Source organism: Sphingomonas sp. NPDC079357, from assembly GCF_044901155.1.
Taxonomy (GTDB): Bacteria; Pseudomonadota; Alphaproteobacteria; order Sphingomonadales; family Sphingomonadaceae; genus Sphingomonas.
This window is the reverse complement of the sequence record NZ_JBJDOM010000001.1, coordinates 1,310,214-1,326,716: the sequence shown is the minus strand read 5'-3', so window position 1 is coordinate 1,326,716 and position 16,503 is coordinate 1,310,214. Positions and strand designations below refer to the sequence as shown.

Here is a 16,503-nt window from a genome sequence, read left to right as displayed (position 1 = left end):
CGTTCGACGATCGTTAGGTGGGTGTTCGGGAATGCCGATCCAACGAAGCGGATACTCGTTTGCAAAAAGAGCCGGTCAACGGAAATCGAATCAAGTACTGGCTGGTCCTGCTGATCGGCTTGGACGTGAGGTGGGGGCTCGCGCGCACATAGCACTGCCGTGCCGCGGTTTAGTCCGAGCGAGCGGACACGGCAGGTAGCTTGGCGATCAACCCTTTCTTCGTGATGCACATCCCACCGACGACCCGGTCCGCGAACGCTCTTCCAGCGGCAACAGGCCGAGGGAGGCGGGCGTGAGATGGGCAGTGACGTTCGGCGTCGCTTCGCACATCAGCGCGAGCCGCTTTTCCAGGATCGCGGCGCCCCCTTTGGCGAACCATGCCTTGCTATAACTGCGCGGGCCCGTGCCCTTGCGCGCATGGCCCATGATGTCGTCGACGTGGATCTGCTTGGCTTGTGAATCCTCAAGCGCGCTGCCCCCTGAGGTGCGCATGGAGTGGAGATCGGCCCGCTTGCCCGACGCGGTGCGGAGGAGCGGTGTGATCCTGTCGACGTGGTCGAGCAGATAGCGGCCGCACGTCGCGTAGAACCGGACGCCGCCACGCTTCGCCAGATCCCCGCGATACAGTTCGGGAAACAGCATTTTATGCCCTTCGCTCTCGATCGCCTCCACATACTCCTCGAAGCCGAGGCGCAGCAGTTCCGGGTGCAGCGGGATGACGCGATAGCGCGAGGGGCGCTTGAGCCCTGCCGCCGTGACGCCGTCCTTGCTCTTCGTCATGTTCGCCTTGACGAGAAGGAAGGGGGTGCTGACGTCGAACACGACCTCTTCGCACTCCAGACCGCACGCCTCTTCGCGGCTCATGAAGGTATAGGCGAGCAGCAGCGGTACCCAGTAAGCGGCATCCTGCCAGACAACACCCTGCGGATCGGCCTTCAGCCGCCGCTTGCATCCGCCGCCGCCGGTGTAGATCGGACTGGAGAAGGCGCAGACCAGCTGCTCTTCCATCCACGGCATTCTATCGGGATCGCCGGGATTTTCCGGGATCGACGCGGCGTAGGCGAGGAAGTCGACGATCAAGTCCTTGCCGTACCTCGACCGCCAGGATGTCTTGGCCAGCTCTCGCGAAAAGCGCGCCATGATCGTCAGGTCGCGATTGTAGGTGCGGTCGCTGCGTGGCGTCTTAACCTTCATCGCTTTGATGTCCGCTAGGACCTCGTCGAGCGGGCGGGACATGGCCCCCTCTGCGAAGGTTCCCCACCGAAACTCCACCGGCAGCTTTCGCAAGGTCTGTGCAAAATGCTGAGCGTCAGCTGGGCCATAGTCGCACAGTCGCTTGTCGCCGGTGATCCACACGAAACCATGGATGACACGCCGGCGCTGGTCCATGTCCGCATTCCAGCTGCCCGATCCGCGAATCAGTGCGATGGTGGGCTCGATTACCTCGCTGAACCTTCGGGTGTCCGGGATTAGGAACAGTGAGCCGGCGGGTGCGTGCGAGTCGCCGCTACCGGTTGCCGCGCCATTCGTATCAGCCGTGCCGACTGCCGCTGCCCGGCGGATCGCTGCGACCACATCGTCGTCGAGCAACGCCGCGAACGGATCGCCCTGTCGAATGGCAAGCGGATGGCCCGCGAAGTTCGCGCGCGCCTGAGCCTCCGCCCGGGCGAGGAGAAGCTGGACTCGCGCATCGCCGATCGTCCGGTCGGTCACCGGCGCCGATAGCTGGTGCAGCACACACTCGGCATCTCGCCGGGCACTTCGATGCGGAGCGAGCGATTTTAGCATGAGCACGACCGCGGCGCGGTCCTTCGCCGAGAAGCCATCGGTCAGCTCGTCGATCAGGTCGGATGGCACGCTATCGGCATCGACAGGCAGGCGGGCGGCAATCCGGTAGGTCGCCTCAAGGACGCGGAGCGGTCGACGGTCGAGCCCCGCCGTCATGTCACCGTCGAGCCGGGAGGCCATCGCCAGCCCCAGTTCCTCGTCTAGGGCCACCCGGAACACGCTCTCCAACTCGCCCGCTTTCAGAAAGCCGCGACCGGCACGATCGAACATCTGCATCGTCAACACCTCCCATTTTACCGATAGCCGGGTGGCGAGACGACGTGCCTCGACCGGATCTGCGGTGGTCAAAGGGACCGTTATAGGACGGTTGACGATTTTCCGCAGGTACAACCTGCGGCGATAGTGATAGCGCGCGCCGCGCCGCCACAGATAGGAAATCGAGGCCACATCCACGTCTCGCCCGGACGCCGGCGCGGACCTCTCATGCGGGCGGACGCTACCATCGTGTGCACAGCTTGGTGCACAATCCGGTGTCCCGCGAGGCGCGGCCGGACGCCGGAATGGCGGATTTATGTGGGTTCAGCGCGAATGTGGAGCGGGTGAAGGGAATCGAACCCTCGTCGTAAGCTTGGGAAGCTTCTGCTCTACCATTGAGCTACACCCGCGTGGCGCTCCCGTTGCCATGAGGCAACCGAGACGTCAACGCGATTCGGCGTGGTAGCCCAGCACGAAGGCGATCACAGTCGCCGCCGGCATCTCGCACGGCCGCAGCGCGACGCGCCCGCCGGCGAGGCGGTAGAGGTTGAAGCTTATTCGCAACGTGCCGCCGAGTTCCTCGCCGTACAGCCACAGGCGCCGTCGGTCGGCGCTCTCGGCGAGTGTGACGCCCCAGCGCCGCCCGTCGTACGTGCCCTCGCCGTGACCCGGCGGCCAGTCCTCGAGCGTGGCAAGGAAGGCCGCCGGGGGCATCTCATCAGTCGAGATCGCCATTGCCATGACCATGGCCGACCGTCACCTTCGCGCCGGTGTCCGCGCCGCGACCGGTGCCGGTTTCCCACCAGTAAGGCAGGCGCTTGCGGTTGCCGGTCGCGACTTCGTTGAGGGTGGCGGCGTCGTAGAGCCGGCCGCCGAGCATCACGCGATTGATCCTGTCGCTGTTGCGGATGTCGGCGGACGGATCGGCGTCGAGCACGACCAGATCGGCGAGCTTGCCGGGTTCCAGCGAGCCGACGTCCTTCTGATAGCCCAGCGAGGTCGCCGAGGCGATCGTGCCGGCGCGCAGCGCCTCGATCGGGGTCATCCCGCCACGCACGAAGCTCCACAGCTCCCAATGCGCGCCGAGCCCGGGTTGCTGGCCGTGTGCGCCGATTGCGACATGCACGCCCTTGTCGGCAAGCTTCTTGGCCTCGCGCGCTGTGGCGCCGTCGACATAATCCTGCTCGGGCGCGATCGGACGGCGCGCGTTCTGCGCGGCGAGCAAGGCGGGCGGGGCATGTCGGGTGAGCAGCGGGTGCCGCCACACGTCGCTGTGCGCGCGCCAATACGGGTCGCCCGCCAGCCCACCGTAAGCGACGACCAACGTCGGGGTGTAGCCGACCGTCGTCTGCGCCCACAGGCTGAGCACGTCATTGTAGAAATGCTCGAGCGGGACATTGTGCTCGAGCGTCGAATTGCCGTCCTGCACCAGCGACATGTCGAGCGTGTAGAGCGAGCCGCCCTCCGGCACGACTTCCATCGCCTCGGCCTGCGCGGCGGCGACTACCATCTGGCGCTGTTCGCGGCGCGGCTGGTTGTAGTTCTTGACGCTGTGCGCGCCCTGCGCCTTCAGCCTGCGGACGATCGACAGCGCATCGTCGTAGCTGTCGATCTGCGCATAGACGTCAGGGCTTTTCGCGCCATAGATCACCTCGCCAGTCGAGAAGGTGCGCGGCGCAAGCACCAGCCCGGCGGCCTGCATCTCGGCGGCGGGGAAGATCTCCGCCGAGCGCGACGACGGATCGTGGACGGTGGTGGTGCCGAGCGCGAGATTGGCCATCGCCGACCAGTTCTGCTGCGGGACCAACTCGTCGTCGCCTTGCGGCCCGTGCGCATGCGCGTCGACGAAGCCGGGGATGATCGTCTTGCCGGTGACGTCGACGGACGTCGCGCCCGCCGGGATCTGGACCGAGGCGCGCGGGCCCACCGCGACGATGCGGTCGCCGCGGATCAGCACCGTGGCGTTATCGATGATACCGCCATCGGCGCCGGCCATCGTCACGACGCGCGCGCCGGTGAGCGCGACGGTCGCAGTCGGCTTTGCGGCGGCGACGTCCATCGACAGCGACACGCCGGTGCGCGGCGCGGCGAATTTGGCGGCGTCCTCGTCGGCCGGCGCGGTGCGGAACAGCGCGGCGGTGTCGGCGGAATAGAGCGTCGGGCCGGTGCTCCAGTGGATGCGCTTGCCGTTGTCGGACCAGTTGATGAAGTCCGCCCCGTCCGCGCTGACCCGCGTCACCGGCAGCGCGCCCGACTTGGTGTCGACCTCGACTGCCTGCGTGCCGGGCATCAGCGGCATGACGAAGGCTTCGTAATTCTGGCGGAACGCGACGTAATCGCCGGCCGGCGAAATCTGGAAGTCGTTGACCAGCTCGCCCGCGGCATGGACGCGGCGGTTCTCGCCCGACAGATCGGTGCTGACCAGCTGGCGCTTGTTGGCTTCGTTGACGATCAGGAAGACGCGGTCACTGGCGGTGCCGAATTGTGGCGCGGCGGCGTCTTTCGCGACGCGGACCGGCGCGCCGCCGCTCGCGGCAACGCGGTAGACGCCGGTGCCGGGGTTGCCACGCGGGGCGGTCAGCTCGCCGCCCTCACCCTGTTCGAAGACGATCGTCTTGCCGTCGGGCGAGAAGCGCGGCCGGCGGTAATGGCCCGCAATTGTCGTCACCGCCTTCGCGGCGCCGCCGCTCGCCGCGACGGTGCGGATCTGCCCGAGCCCGGCGTCGGTCCAGCCGGTGAAGACAATCGTGCGCCCGTCACGCGACCAGCTTGGCCACAGCTCCATCTCGTCGGTGGCGCGTGTCAGTCGCTTCGGCGCGCCGCCGGCGAGCGGCTTGATCCAGAGCTTGCCGAGCGTCTCGAACACCACCTGTTTGCCGTCGGGTGAGACGGTCGCCCAGCGTGTCGCCCTGGTCATGAAGCGGGCGGGGGCGACCTCGACCTGCGGGTGCGCGGCCTCGGCGATCACGCGCGTGTCGTCGACGCGGAACGGGATCACGCCCGCAGTGCCGCCGTCGATGCCGACGCGGCGCAGCTTGCCGCCCGACCAGAAGACGATCGCCTTGTCGTCGGGGGTCCAGCTCATGTTCGGATAGACGCCGGTGACCGCCCACGTCTCCTGCACGTCGCGGTCGAGCGGGCCGTAGACGATCCGCTCGTCACCGCTGGCGAGATCCTTGACCCACAATTTCGTGACATTGTCGTCGCGACGGACGAACGCGATCATCTTGCCATTGCGCGACGGGGTCGGGCGCACCGAGCCGCCGACGCCGCTGACCGCAGTCGTCACCTCGCCGGTGTCGATGTCATAGCGCTCGATGTCGAACAGGTCGGTGCGCGAATTCTGCGCATATTCGAAGATCGGTCCCGACGAGACGTTGCGGGTGTAATAAATGCTTTTGCCATCCGGGGCGTAGATCGGTTCGCCCAATTCCTTTTGCAGCACCTCGCTGGCGCGCTTGACCAGCTGCACCCCGCCGCCGCCCGAGACATGGTAGAGCCACACCTCGCCGGTGCCGAGCGAGCGGCCGGTGGTGAAATGCTTCTTGGCGGCAATGAAGCGCCCGTCCGGGCTCCACGTCGGCTGGTTGAGCAGGCGGAAATCCTCCTTGGTCACCTGCCGCTTGTCGCTGCCGTCGACGTTCATCACCCAGATGTTGTCGCCACCGCCGCGGTCGGAGGTGAAGGCGATCCGGCGGCCATCGGGCGAGAAGCGCGGCTGATGCTCGAACGCCAGCCCCTCGGCGATGCGCGTCGGCGTGCCGCCCGCGATCGGCATCGTGTAGATGTCGCCGAGCAGGTCGAAGGCGATCGTCCGCCCGTCCGGCGACACGTCGACGTTCATCCAGCTGCCTTCGTCCGTCGTGATCCGCACCTGCTTCGTGCGTAGCCCACGCGGTGCGTTGACGTCCCATTTGGCGGATTTGGCGTCCTTCGCGCCGGCGGCGGCGGTGGCCGGTGCGGGCGGCGGCAGGGTTCCGGCGGGATCGGGTGTCGGTGCGGTCGCCTCATTCTCGGGCACCTGGGTCTGTTCGACCGGCTTTTCCTGTGCGGCGAGCGGCGCGGCGAGCAGGCACAAGGCGATGGCGGTCATGGCGCGAAAGGTCACGTTAAGAGATTTCCCCTGATTGCACCGCCATCGTGCCGCGATCCGGACGGCACGTCACGCGCCAAATCGCGGCGAGTGCGGCCATGATGCGAAAGTGGCCGGTCCAATAAAATGGATCAGCGCTAGCGTCGTCAAACCATGTCTAGGATGCGATCGGACTTTGCGGGAATATTGTGTGCCTGAACGCTTGCCCCTACATCGTTTTGAGGAATTTGTCGCGCTGTCCGAAGAGGATCGGCAGCGGGTAAATGCATTGGGGGATGCGTCGACGCCCTTGCCGCGCCATGCCGTGTTGCGCCGCGAGGGCGAGGTGCCGCGCCATGTCTATCTGTTGCTGAGCGGCTGGGTCGGAGCGTCGGTGCTGCTGCCTGGCGGGGAGCGGCAAATCGTCAAGTTCCACCTTCCCGGCGATCTGCTGGGCACGCCGAGCATGTGCCTCGCGCAAGCCGCCGATACCCTGACCGCGCTGACGGCGGTGACAATCAGCCGCGTGCCACTGGCGGCGTTCGGCGCGCTGTTCGCATCCTCGCCGCGCTTCGCTGCCGCGATGTTGCTGAGCGTGCAGCGCGAGCGCGTCGCGCTGATGGATCGGCTCGCTGCTATCGGGCGCACTCCGGCGATCGCACGGGTCGCGGCGTTGCTGCTGGATGTCCAAGAGCGGTTGCGCCCGCTGGGCGCGGTGAGCGAGGACGGCTTCGACATGCCGCTGACGCAGGAGCAGATCGGCGACCATCTGGGCCTGACCGCCGTGCACGTTAACCGCGTCTTCCGGCAGATGGCCGAAGCCGGTCTCGTCTCGCGCGACCGGCACCGGATCTCGCTGCTCGATGCAGGACGCTTGCGATCGATGTCGGCACGGCAACAACGTGTCATGACGCGCGACGTGGGATGGCTGCTGAACGACGGGGGCGGCTGACGCGCTGTAGTTAACCGCTTCTTCGTCAACCTCGTCTAACGGGCTGCCATCGGTCGGAACGATGGGACGAGCACAGGCGTGGCGATTTTCTACGATGCCAGCGGGCGACGCGCCCGGCGGGTGCGTGTGGCGTTGGGCGTCGCGATGGGCGTACCGCTGCTGCTCGCCGCCTTGCTGATCGCGGCCGTGGTGCGCCCCCTCGCAGCCGTCGCGCCACGCTTTCAGATGCCCGACGCTCCTCATGCTGCAACGGCGGTGCCGGCGCGCGACGTGCCGGGCGGGGCGTGGTTGCCCGCGAAGAACGGCGCTGCACTGACCGGCGGGACGATGGGCTTCTACATGCCCTGGGATGCGCCGTCGCGGCAATCGCTGGCGGCGCATGTCGGCGAGCTGGAGTGGCTGGTGCCAGGGCTCGCGACCGTCACCGGCGCAAATCACCGTTTCATCGCCGAGGACGATCCGTACATGCGGCAGGTGCTGGCGCACGCGAGGCGTCGCCCGCGCGTGCTGCCGATGGTGCAGAATGCCGCGGCGGACGGAAGCTGGGATGGTTCGGGCACCGCCGCATTGCTCGCCGATCGCGCCGCGCGCGCACGGCTCGCGGACCAGATCGTCGCCTTGGTCACGCGTGAGCGCGGCGCGGGCGTGATGCTCGATCTCGAGAGCCTGCCGGCAAGCGCGCATCGTGACTATCGCGTGTTCCTCGGTGAATTGCGGACGCGCTTTGCGCCGCGTGGCTGGACGGTGGCGCTGGCGACGCCGGTCGCCGATCCCGATTGGGACCTGCGCGCTTATGCCGCGGTTGCCGATCGGCTGGTGCTGATGGCCTATGACGAACATTGGATGGGCGGCGCGGCGGGGCCGATCGCGTCGCAACCGTGGTTCGCGCGCGTGGTGGCACAGGCGGTAGCACAGGCCGGTGCGGACAAGGCGATCGTCGCGATCGGCAGCTATGCCTATGACTGGCAGGGACGCACGACCGTCCCGCTCGCGATCTCCGACGCGCTGGCGCTGGCCGCGCAGGCCGGGGTGACGCCGCAGTTCGACGTCGCGAGCGGCAACAGCCACTTCGCCTATAATCGGGACGGCCGGCATCACGAGGTCTGGATGCTCGACGCGCCGAGCGCCACCAACCAAATGGCGGTGGTGCGGCGCACCGGTGCGGCCGGCGTCGCCTTGTGGCGGCTGGGCAGTGAGGATTCGTCGGTGTGGCGCGCATTGTCCGGCTCCAGGCGACCTGATCTGCGCACGGTGCCGGCCCCGGCCGGGATCGCGGTGCGCGGGAAGGGTGAGATCATGCGCATTACCGCGGAGGCGACACCGGGCACGCGCGACGTGACGTGGCGTGACGGGCTGATCCGTGCCGCGCGCTTCGTACAATTGCCGCAGCCCGATATCGTCGAGCGCACCGGCGCGCACCGCCGCCAGATCGCGCTGACCTTCGACGACGGGCCGGATCCGGCGTGGACGCCACGGATCCTCGACATACTGGCGCGCGAACACGCGCCTGCGACTTTTTTCGTCACCGGCACCAATGCGCTGGGGCAGGGCGCGCTGCTGCGGCGGATCGTCGCGCAGGGCGGCGAGCTGGGCAACCACTCTACCTCGCACGCCGATCTGTCGCGCCGGTCGGAGGACGCCATCGCACTGGAACTGAAGGCGACCGAGCGGATCGTCGAGGCGTACACCGGGCGCGCGATGACGTTGTTCCGTCCGCCATTCCTCGGCGACGCCGATCCTGACCGGCGTGACGAGCTGCATGCGACCCGGGTCGCCGCGCGGCTGGGATATCTGACGGTCGGGCTCAACGTCGACCCGCTCGACTGGCAGGGGCCGCGCGCCGAGCTGATCGCCGAGCGAGTGATCGCGCAGGTCGCGGCGGGCACCGCCGAGCGTCCGGCCCAGGTCGTGCTGCTCCATGATTCGGGCGGCGACCGGACGCAGACGCTTCGCGCGCTGCCGCTCATCATCCACGGATTGCGAGCGCGTGGGTATGACTTCGTTCCCGTCTCGACGCTCGCGCGGCTTTCGACGGCAGCGGTGATGCCGCAGCTGCGCGGCTCGGCGGCGGCAGATGCGGCGGGGACGCGCGGGCTGTTCGACGGGCTGGCGTGGCTGCGCGATGCCGGGGCGGTGCTGTTCGCGACGGTGATCGCGATCGGCATGATGCGCGCGGTGGCGCTGACCGGGCTCGCGCTCTGGCGGCGGCGGCGCGAGGCGGCGCCGGACAATGCACCGCATCTGGTGCCGACGTTCGTTTCGGTGCTGATCCCCGCCTTCAACGAGGCGCGCGTGATCGAGGCGTCGGTGCGGCGCATCCTTGCCAGTACCGGACCGCGCATCGAGGTGATCGTGATCGACGACGGCTCGACCGACGGCACCAGCGCAGTCGTGCAGGCGGCGTTCGGGATCGACCCGCGCGTCCGGCTGCTGACGCTGACGAACGGCGGCAAGGCGCGTGCGCTCAATACCGCGCTGGCACAGGCGCGCGGCGATGTGGTGATCGCGCTCGACGCCGATACGCAGTTCGAACCCGACACGATCGCGAAGCTGACGCGCTGGTTCGCCGACCCACTGATCGGCGCGGTGGCGGGGAATGCCAAGGTCGGCAACCGGACCAACCTCATCACGCGTTGGCAGGCGCTGGAATATGTCACCGCGCAGAATCTGGAGCGGCGCGCGTTGCTGGCGCTCGGCGCGGTGACGGTGGTACCGGGCGCGGTCGGCGCATGGCGGCGCACCGCGCTCGATGCGGTCGGTGGATATCCCGAGGACACGCTGGCCGAGGACCAGGATCTGACGATCGCGGTGCAGCGCGCCGGGTGGCGCGTGGCGTGCGACAACGAGGCGATCGCCTGGACCGAGGCGCCGGAGACGGTGCGTGCGCTGTTCAAGCAACGCTTCCGCTGGGCATTCGGGACGCTGCAATGCCTGTGGAAGCACCGCGGCGCGCTGGGGCAGCGCGGCGGGCTGGGGCGCGTCGGCTTGCCGCAGGCGTTGGTGTTCCAGTTCCTGTTCACGCTGGCGGCACCGTTGATCGACATCGCGCTGTTGCTCGGCATCGGAGGCACGATGTGGCGCGTCCATGATCGCGGCTGGGACGCGGCGGGCGGTGACGCGCTGACCGTGGTCGCGTTCTGGGCGGCGTTCGCGGCGGTCGACCTGGCGTGCGGGTGGATCGCCTACCGGCTCGACGGACGCGAGGCGCGTTTCCCGGGTATCCGCTTGTTGATGCAGCGGTTTGGGTATCGGCAGTTGTTGTATGCGGTGGTGTTGCGGGCGCTGTACGTCGCCGCGACGGGGCCGAAGGTCGGATGGGGCAAGCTGGAGCGCACCGGCAGCGTTGCGGTGAACGAAGCGGGCGCGCCGCCGGAACCGCTGCGCGCGGCGGCGTGACCTCAACCGCGGATGTTGCGAATGTTGAGACGCTGGCGGGGTGAACGTTGAGGATGGACGGCGGCATCATTACGGCGTGATGCCGGATGTGGGACGGTGTAGGACAGGGTTTCGCCGGGCTGGCGCGGGCGGCAAAATGCGGTAGCGTGCCTTACCTGATGTTGCCGGAGCGTGCCCTCATGTCGTTGTTATCTGCCCTGTTCGTCCTCGCCGCCGCTGCGCAGGGCGAGCATGTCGCGATTCAGGCGTCGGATATCGATCGCAGCGCGACCTTCTATCACGAGGCGTTCGGGCTGCAGCTCATCAAGCAGCCGCTGCCCAACCGGCGCTGGATTGATCTCGGCAACGGTTTCGCGATGCACATCCTCGACGGACGGACCGCGCCCAAGCCGTCGAACATCGCCGAGCATGTCGCGATCCATGTCGACGATCTGGCGAGCGTGACCGCGTGGCTCGACGCGCACAAGCGGCCGTGGACCGATCTGGCGGGCAAGCCGCGGACGATGCAGACCCGCTTCGACGGCGTGCGGCAGATCTACACGCAGGACCCGGATGGCTATTGGCTGGAAGTCAGCGACAGCCGTGGGGTGGCGGCGAAGTAGCGCTGACCGATTGCCCCTCTACTTGCGTCACCTCGACGAGGCCGGGTCAAGCTTCGGAACGATCGTGACGACGTGGAACGCCCTGTTACCAAGGCCTTCCCAACTGGGCCCCGGCCTTCGCCGGGGTGACAGCTACGTTAGTCGACGATTGCGTGCGGGACGAAGCGGGCTAGGTCACGGGTGATCGGGCCGTCGTCTTCGCGGATCGACAGCGCGACCGGCTCGTCGCCGACGATCCATGATCCGATCACCGCATGTTGGCCGTCGAAGACCGGGAGTGGGCTGAGCGCCTGAATGATATGGCCTTCCTCGCCGTAGCCGCCTTCAGGGCCGTGGTCTTCGGACGGGCCGTCGTGGAGCTCGATGTCCCAGCCTTCGCGTGAAAACAGCGGCTTGCGGACGAAGCGGTCGCCGATTTTCGCGACGCCTGCCGCATCGTCGGCGAAGGCGGCGGGGAGGAGGTTGGGATGGCCACGGTGGCGCTCCCAGAGCAGCGGGAGCATCCCCTTGTTCGACAGGATCGCCTTCCAAGCCGGTTCGAGGAACATGGTCTTCGTCGCGGGCAGGTGCGCAGCGTACGGCTCGCGCAGCATGTCCTCCCATGGGTAGAGCTTGAAAAGCGCTGCGATCAGAACGCTTTCCTCGTCGACGAACTGGCCGTCGCGGTCGACGCCGATCCGGTCGATCGCGACGAACGCCGGATCGAGCCCGGCCTGACGCGCGGTATCCTCGAGATAGCGGACGGTCTGCCGGTCTTCCTCGTGATCGGCGACGCTCGCGAAATGCAAGGTACTTCCGGGGGTTAGCAGCGCGCCGAAGCGAGCGACCAGCGCGTCGTGGAGGCGGTTGTACTGGTCGGCGTCGGCGGGGAGGGTGCCGTCGGCGATGCGGTCTTCGAGCCATTGCCACTGGAACAGCGCGGTCTCGTAGATGCTCGTCGGGGTGTCGGCGTTATATTCCAGCAGCTTGGCCGGGCCGGTGCCATCATAGGCGAAGTCGAAGCGGCCGTAGAGCGAGGGCGCGTTCGCCTTCCACGACGCCGCGACCACGTCGCGCATCGCCTCGGGGATCGCCAGCCGGTGCATCAGGGTATCGCTTCCGACCACCTCGGTGACCAGATCGAGGCAAAAATAATGCAGCTCTGCGCTCGGCGTCTCTATTCCCGCCTCGATTTCGTCGAGCGAGAAGCGGTAATAAGCGCGTTCGTCCCAGTAACGCTGACCATCCATGTGATGGAAGGTGAAGCCCATCGCGCGGGCGGTGTCCTCCCACCCGGCGCGCTCACCCGTGACGATGCGTTCCACCGACGATCAGCCGCCGGATTTGTCGTCGAGGCGTTTCGCCTCGCCGCCGTCGCGCGGGGCGGACAGGCGGGCGAGGATGTCGTCGGCGCTCGACGCGCCCGGCAACAGCCCGGCGCGCTCCAGCTTGGCGTCGAGGTCGGCGCCGGTGCGCATGTCCTCCAGCTCGGCCGAGGCGCGGAACTTCTCCTCGCGCACCGCCTGCCGCTCCTTGAGCCGCGCGAGGCTGTCAGCGGCCGAGCCGAGCTGCGATTGCGCGCCATGCGTGTTGCTGGCGATCTGCGCCTGCGCCTGCTGGACGCTTTCGTTGGCGCGGACGACGTCGACCTCGCGGCGCAGCGCCTCGATCTTGCCGTCGCCCTGCTTGATGATCCCGCGCATCCGGTCTTCGGCGGTGCGCATGTCGGCGACCTGCGGGTTCTTGGCGTTCAACTCGCGCTCGATCTGCGCGAGCCGCTCGGCGACTTCGCGCGCGAGGTCCATGTCGCCGCGACCCATCGCGGCGCGCGCCGACGCCTCGTACTTGTCGCGCTGCGCCGAGAGCTGCTCGATGTCCTTCTCGATCAGCCGACGCTTGGCGGTGACGGTAGCGAGATCGTCGCGCGCCTTGGCCTGCGCGGTCCCGGCATCGCGGAGCTGCTGGTCGAGGATCGTCAGCGCACGCGCGTCGACCACCGACTGGCCCGCCTCGTGCGCGGTGCCGCGGATCAGCGTGACGAATTGCTTCCACATCGACATGGTATCGTAGTTCCTCAGGCGGCGGCGAAGGCGTGGCGCAGGTCGGCGGCGGCGTCGAGCGCATTGTGCGCCAGCACGCGCAGCTCGATCAGGATCGTGCGCAGCGTCGACTCGATCGAAAGCTCGCCGATCAGCTCGTAATATTCACGCCCGTCGACCTCGGTGATCGCGAAATTGGACAGCGGGACCAGCTTCTGCGCCTTGAGCAGAAAGTGGTTGAAGGCGGCGGGGTCGTCCATCTCGGCGACCGGCCACAGCAGCGTGGAGACGACGATCTGCTCGCCCGCGACGCTGAGGAACACCGCCAGGTCGCCGTGTTCGCGCATCGTGACGCGCAGCACGTCGCCGACGCGCTCGACGCTGACCTCCGCGGCATGATCGGCGGCACCCAGCGCCTCGGCCAGCCGCCCGATCGTCCACACCCGTGCCGTATCGTCCACGCTCTTCGTCCTATCGCTATGCTTGACACTCCAAGCATAAGCCCGCAGCCTTTGGCAAGGTGATTGGGCTGACGGGAATGCGCGCGACATGATCTTCGGCAGCCTGTTCGGCGGCGGACGCGACGCGGCGCGCAGCACGGTGGCGGTGGTGCGCGACGTGACGATCGGGCGGATGGTGCGGCTCGATGCGCTGGCGTGGCGGCGGCTGGCGGGCGGCACCTTCACGCTCGACCGCGACACGCTGGAGATCACCGCGCAGGGGATCATCAAGCTGGATGACGGCGGCGGGTACGTCCACCGTTTCTATACCGACGACGAACTGATGCTGCAGGCGGTCAGCCAGCAGCCCGACGGATCGGACGCCGACGACTTCACGCTGTTTCGCCCGTGGTCCTCGACCTATGCGACCGGCGGGTGGGACGATGCGGCGTTTCGCGACCGGCTGAGCCAGCCGGTGTGGAACGAGGCCGGGCTGCCGCCTTTCCGCCGCTTCTGGTACGATGGCGACGAGCGGGTGCAGCCGCCGGTGCAATTGTGGGAAGCGCTCTATTACGAGCGCGACGGCGATCCGGTGAAGCATATCCGTCAGCAATGTATGCTCTACGTCCGCGATCTGGCGCCGGAAGGGCAGGAGCTGCTGCTCGCGCTGTCGGCGCGACCGGAAGGGGGCGATACGACGCACGACATCATGATCGGACTGCCGCTGTCGCCGGCGGAGTTCAGTGCGTAGCCTCATCTGCCGTTCGCATCGAGCTTGTCGACGTGCGTGTCTCCGGTGTTCCGCGTGGCGCACGTGCTTCGACAGGCTCAGCACGAACGGGGTGGGGCGGACTTGCCGCGTCCTGCATCATGGCGGGGTAAGGGGATGAGGCCGGAGTCAGCCGTCATTGCGAGCGTAGCGAAGCAATCCAGTGTTGGACCAGGACGCCCTAGATTGCTTCGCTACGCTCGCAATGACGGTTTCGGGTGAGGCGGGCGGTCGTTAGACGATCGATCACGTAGAAAAGGGGAGCACGCATGTTCGACACGACCGCCTTTCTGTTCGGAGCCGGGCATTTCCTGATCGCCTTCGCGATCGCATGCCTGTTCCTCGCGATCTTCAAATGGCTGTATCAGGTCTCGACGCCCTATGACGAACGGCGGCTGGTCGCGGAGGGCAATATGGCCGCCGCGATCACCTTCGGCGGGGCGATCGTCGGGTTCGCGCTGCCGCTCGCCTCTGCGCTGGAGGTGACCGCCAACCCGCTGGAGTTCGTGGCATGGGGCGTGCTGGCCGGGGTGATCCAGGTGGTGGCGTCGCTGGTGGTGCGGCGGATCGTGATCCGCGATCTGGTGGCGCGGATCGAAACCGGCAATGTCGCGAGCGCGGTCTATATGGCGGCGACGTCGATCGCGATCGGGCTGCTCAACGCCGCCTGCATGAGCTATTGAGGCCGACGCGATGACCGATTCCTCTCCCCCCCGCCGCAAGCGTTCCGCCGCCGCCGGGCTGACCGCGGCCGGTGCGCTGGCGATGCTGTCGGGCTGCGACGGCACACCCGACCAGCAGCAGTTCGGCCCGCCCACCGAAGTGTCGGCGTTCAAGACCGTCGACGAATGCGTCGCCAGCGGCGCGTTCGCCAAGGTGACGTGCGAGAATGCCGCCAAGGAAGCCGCGAACACCGACGGAAAGGCCGCGCCGCGTTTCGACGAGAAGAGTCTGTGCGAGGACCAGTTCGGCTCCGGCCAGTGCCTGGCGCGCAACGAGGGCGGGCAAAGCTTTTTCGTGCCGCTGCTGACCGGGTTCATGATCGGGCGGCTGCTGAACGGCTCGGGCTATCGCTACAACGGCCTGTACCAGAACCGGCGCGACGGCAGCTGGTACACGCCGTCGGGCGCGTGGCTGTACGGCGGCGGCTATGGCGGGCGCGGGTACAATTATCAGGTCGGGTCGCGCGCGGTGACCGCGCCGATCACCACGCAGCGCATCCAGACGCGCAGCTCGGTGGTGTCGCGCGGCGGGTTCGGCGGGCGGGTCTCGGCTCGCTCCAGCGGTGGCTGGGGTGGCGGACGCTCGTTTGGCGGCTGAGGGCCGAGGGTGACGCAGCCGATCGGCGCGTGATGCGTTCGCGCTGAGGTCAAGCGAACAAAGGACAGGAATGACCCGGCTTTTCCACGTCAGCGACGTTCATTTCGGCGCGGAGGACCCGGATGCGGTCGCGTGGTTCCGCGACGTGGTGGCGGAAGAACGGCCCGATGCGGTCATCATGACCGGCGACCTGACGATGCGCGCGACCAAGCGCGAGTTCGATGACGGCGGCGCGTGGCTGAAGAGCCTCGGCGTGCCGGTGACGCTGGAGGTCGGCAATCACGACATCCCTTATTACTGGGACCCGCTGCGGCGGCTGTTCGCGCCCTATTCGCGCTATGCGGCGGTCGAGAAGATGATCGAGCGACCGCTGGAGATCGACGGGATCACGATCGTCCCGCTCAAGACCACCGCGCGCGCGCAATGGCGGTGGAACTGGTCGAAGGGGCGAGTGAGCCATGGCTCGCTGCGCCGCGCGCTGGCGCTGGTCGAGGCGGCGCCGCGCGGCAATCTGATCTTCGTCGCCGGGCACCATCCGCTGATCGACGGCGGGAGCCAGGGGACCGCGAAGACGAAGCGCGGCGATGTCGCGCTGGCGGCGCTGGCGGATGCCGGGGTCCATGCGGTGCTGTCGGGGCATGTCCACGACCCGTTCGACATGCCCTATGAGCGCAACGGCTGGCGATTGCGGATGATCGGCGCGGGGACGCTGTCGAAGCGGACGCGCAACTCGCCACCGGCGTTCAACGAGATCCGGGTCGAGGGCGATCGGTTCGAGACATTGGTGCGGACGATGTCGGCGCAGCCGGTGTATCCGATCAGCGAGACGACGGCGGCGGGGCGGTAGGGCACCGCCGTAGCCCTCTCCCCGGCGGGGAGAGGGCTTAACTC

13 protein-coding genes and 1 tRNA gene are annotated in these 16,503 nt (G+C 67.8%); 7 read left to right on the top strand and 7 right to left on the bottom strand.

The genetic code is table 11. The features are described 5' to 3' along the window. Positions 1 to 207: 207 nt before the first annotated feature. The 4 genes from ACI2JO_RS06215 to ACI2JO_RS06200 form a co-directional block, all read right to left on the bottom strand. Positions 208 to 2,235, bottom strand: a complete 2,028-nt coding sequence (locus ACI2JO_RS06215) for a DUF6538 domain-containing protein (RefSeq protein ID WP_404719830.1) — start codon at positions 2,233 to 2,235, stop codon at positions 208 to 210. Between the two features lie 144 nt (positions 2,236 to 2,379). After that, positions 2,380 to 2,453: transfer RNA gene (locus tag ACI2JO_RS06210), tRNA-Gly, on the bottom strand. Positions 2,454 to 2,487: 34 nt separating this feature from the next. After that, positions 2,488 to 2,778, bottom strand: a complete 291-nt coding sequence (locus tag ACI2JO_RS06205; protein ID WP_404719829.1) for a hypothetical protein — start codon at positions 2,776 to 2,778, stop codon at positions 2,488 to 2,490. After that, entirely contained in the window at positions 2,762 to 6,136 is a 3,375-nt protein-coding gene (locus ACI2JO_RS06200) for an amidohydrolase family protein (protein WP_404720336.1), read from the bottom strand. Before ACI2JO_RS06200 ends, ACI2JO_RS06205 begins: the two co-directional genes overlap by 17 nt. A 289-nt stretch (positions 6,137 to 6,425) precedes the next feature. Between ACI2JO_RS06200 and ACI2JO_RS06195 the strand changes: the two genes are divergently transcribed. The 3 genes from ACI2JO_RS06195 (at position 6,426) to ACI2JO_RS06185 (ending at position 11,065) form a co-directional block, all read left to right on the top strand. Continuing rightward, positions 6,426 to 7,067 (top strand): Crp/Fnr family transcriptional regulator, encoded by a 642-nt coding sequence (locus ACI2JO_RS06195; RefSeq protein WP_404719828.1) that lies wholly within the window; start codon positions 6,426 to 6,428, stop codon positions 7,065 to 7,067. Positions 7,068 to 7,145: 78 nt separating this feature from the next. Then, positions 7,146 to 10,463, top strand: a complete 3,318-nt coding sequence (locus ACI2JO_RS06190) for a glycosyltransferase (protein ID WP_404719827.1) — start codon at positions 7,146 to 7,148, stop codon at positions 10,461 to 10,463. A 179-nt stretch (positions 10,464 to 10,642) separates the two neighbouring features. After that, complete coding sequence (locus ACI2JO_RS06185) at positions 10,643 to 11,065, top strand: VOC family protein (protein ID WP_404719826.1); 423 nt, start codon at positions 10,643 to 10,645, stop codon at positions 11,063 to 11,065. 137 nt (positions 11,066 to 11,202) lie between these two features. Here ACI2JO_RS06185 and ACI2JO_RS06180 read toward each other — a convergent pair whose 3' ends face one another. From ACI2JO_RS06180 to ACI2JO_RS06170, 3 genes are read right to left on the bottom strand one after another with little or no spacing between them, the layout of a single operon-like run. Further along, on the bottom strand, positions 11,203 to 12,369 hold the full coding sequence (locus ACI2JO_RS06180; RefSeq protein WP_404719825.1) for a glutathionylspermidine synthase family protein: 1,167 nt from the start codon (positions 12,367 to 12,369) through the stop codon (positions 11,203 to 11,205). Between the two features lie 6 nt (positions 12,370 to 12,375). After that, positions 12,376 to 13,104, bottom strand: coding sequence for a PspA/IM30 family protein (locus ACI2JO_RS06175; protein WP_028967112.1), 729 nt, complete (start codon positions 13,102 to 13,104; stop codon positions 12,376 to 12,378). Between the two features lie 14 nt (positions 13,105 to 13,118). Next, on the bottom strand, positions 13,119 to 13,544 hold the full coding sequence (locus tag ACI2JO_RS06170) for a YjfI family protein (protein ID WP_404719824.1): 426 nt from the start codon (positions 13,542 to 13,544) through the stop codon (positions 13,119 to 13,121). An 88-nt stretch (positions 13,545 to 13,632) separates the two neighbouring features. Between ACI2JO_RS06170 and ACI2JO_RS06165 the strand changes: the two genes are divergently transcribed. The 4 genes from ACI2JO_RS06165 (at position 13,633) to ACI2JO_RS06150 (ending at position 16,459) form a co-directional block, all read left to right on the top strand. After that, positions 13,633 to 14,274, top strand: coding sequence for a DUF2491 family protein (locus ACI2JO_RS06165; RefSeq protein WP_404719823.1), 642 nt, complete (start codon positions 13,633 to 13,635; stop codon positions 14,272 to 14,274). A 287-nt stretch (positions 14,275 to 14,561) separates the two neighbouring features. After that, positions 14,562 to 14,975 (top strand): DUF350 domain-containing protein, encoded by a 414-nt coding sequence (locus ACI2JO_RS06160; RefSeq protein WP_028967110.1) that lies wholly within the window; start codon positions 14,562 to 14,564, stop codon positions 14,973 to 14,975. A 10-nt stretch (positions 14,976 to 14,985) separates the two neighbouring features. Then, positions 14,986 to 15,612, top strand: a complete 627-nt coding sequence (locus tag ACI2JO_RS06155; protein WP_404719822.1) for a DUF1190 domain-containing protein — start codon at positions 14,986 to 14,988, stop codon at positions 15,610 to 15,612. 70 nt (positions 15,613 to 15,682) lie between these two features. After that, positions 15,683 to 16,459, top strand: coding sequence for a metallophosphoesterase family protein (locus ACI2JO_RS06150; protein WP_404719821.1), 777 nt, complete (start codon positions 15,683 to 15,685; stop codon positions 16,457 to 16,459). The last annotated feature ends 44 nt before the right edge of the window (positions 16,460 to 16,503 follow it).

Coding starts and splice junctions, on each gene's coding strand:
- ACI2JO_RS06160 (WP_028967110.1), top strand. CDS start 14,562: ATGTTCGACACGACCGCCTTTCTGTTCGGAGCCGGGCATTTCCTGATC.
- ACI2JO_RS06155 (WP_404719822.1), top strand. CDS start 14,986: ATGACCGATTCCTCTCCCCCCCGCCGCAAGCGTTCCGCCGCCGCCGGG.
- ACI2JO_RS06185 (WP_404719826.1), top strand. CDS start 10,643: ATGTCGTTGTTATCTGCCCTGTTCGTCCTCGCCGCCGCTGCGCAGGGC.
- ACI2JO_RS06200 (WP_404720336.1), bottom strand. CDS start 6,136: ATGACCGCCATCGCCTTGTGCCTGCTCGCCGCGCCGCTCGCCGCACAG.
- ACI2JO_RS06165 (WP_404719823.1), top strand. CDS start 13,633: ATGATCTTCGGCAGCCTGTTCGGCGGCGGACGCGACGCGGCGCGCAGC.
- ACI2JO_RS06205 (WP_404719829.1), bottom strand. CDS start 2,778: ATGGCGATCTCGACTGATGAGATGCCCCCGGCGGCCTTCCTTGCCACG.
- ACI2JO_RS06150 (WP_404719821.1), top strand. CDS start 15,683: ATGACCCGGCTTTTCCACGTCAGCGACGTTCATTTCGGCGCGGAGGAC.
- ACI2JO_RS06175 (WP_028967112.1), bottom strand. CDS start 13,104: ATGTCGATGTGGAAGCAATTCGTCACGCTGATCCGCGGCACCGCGCAC.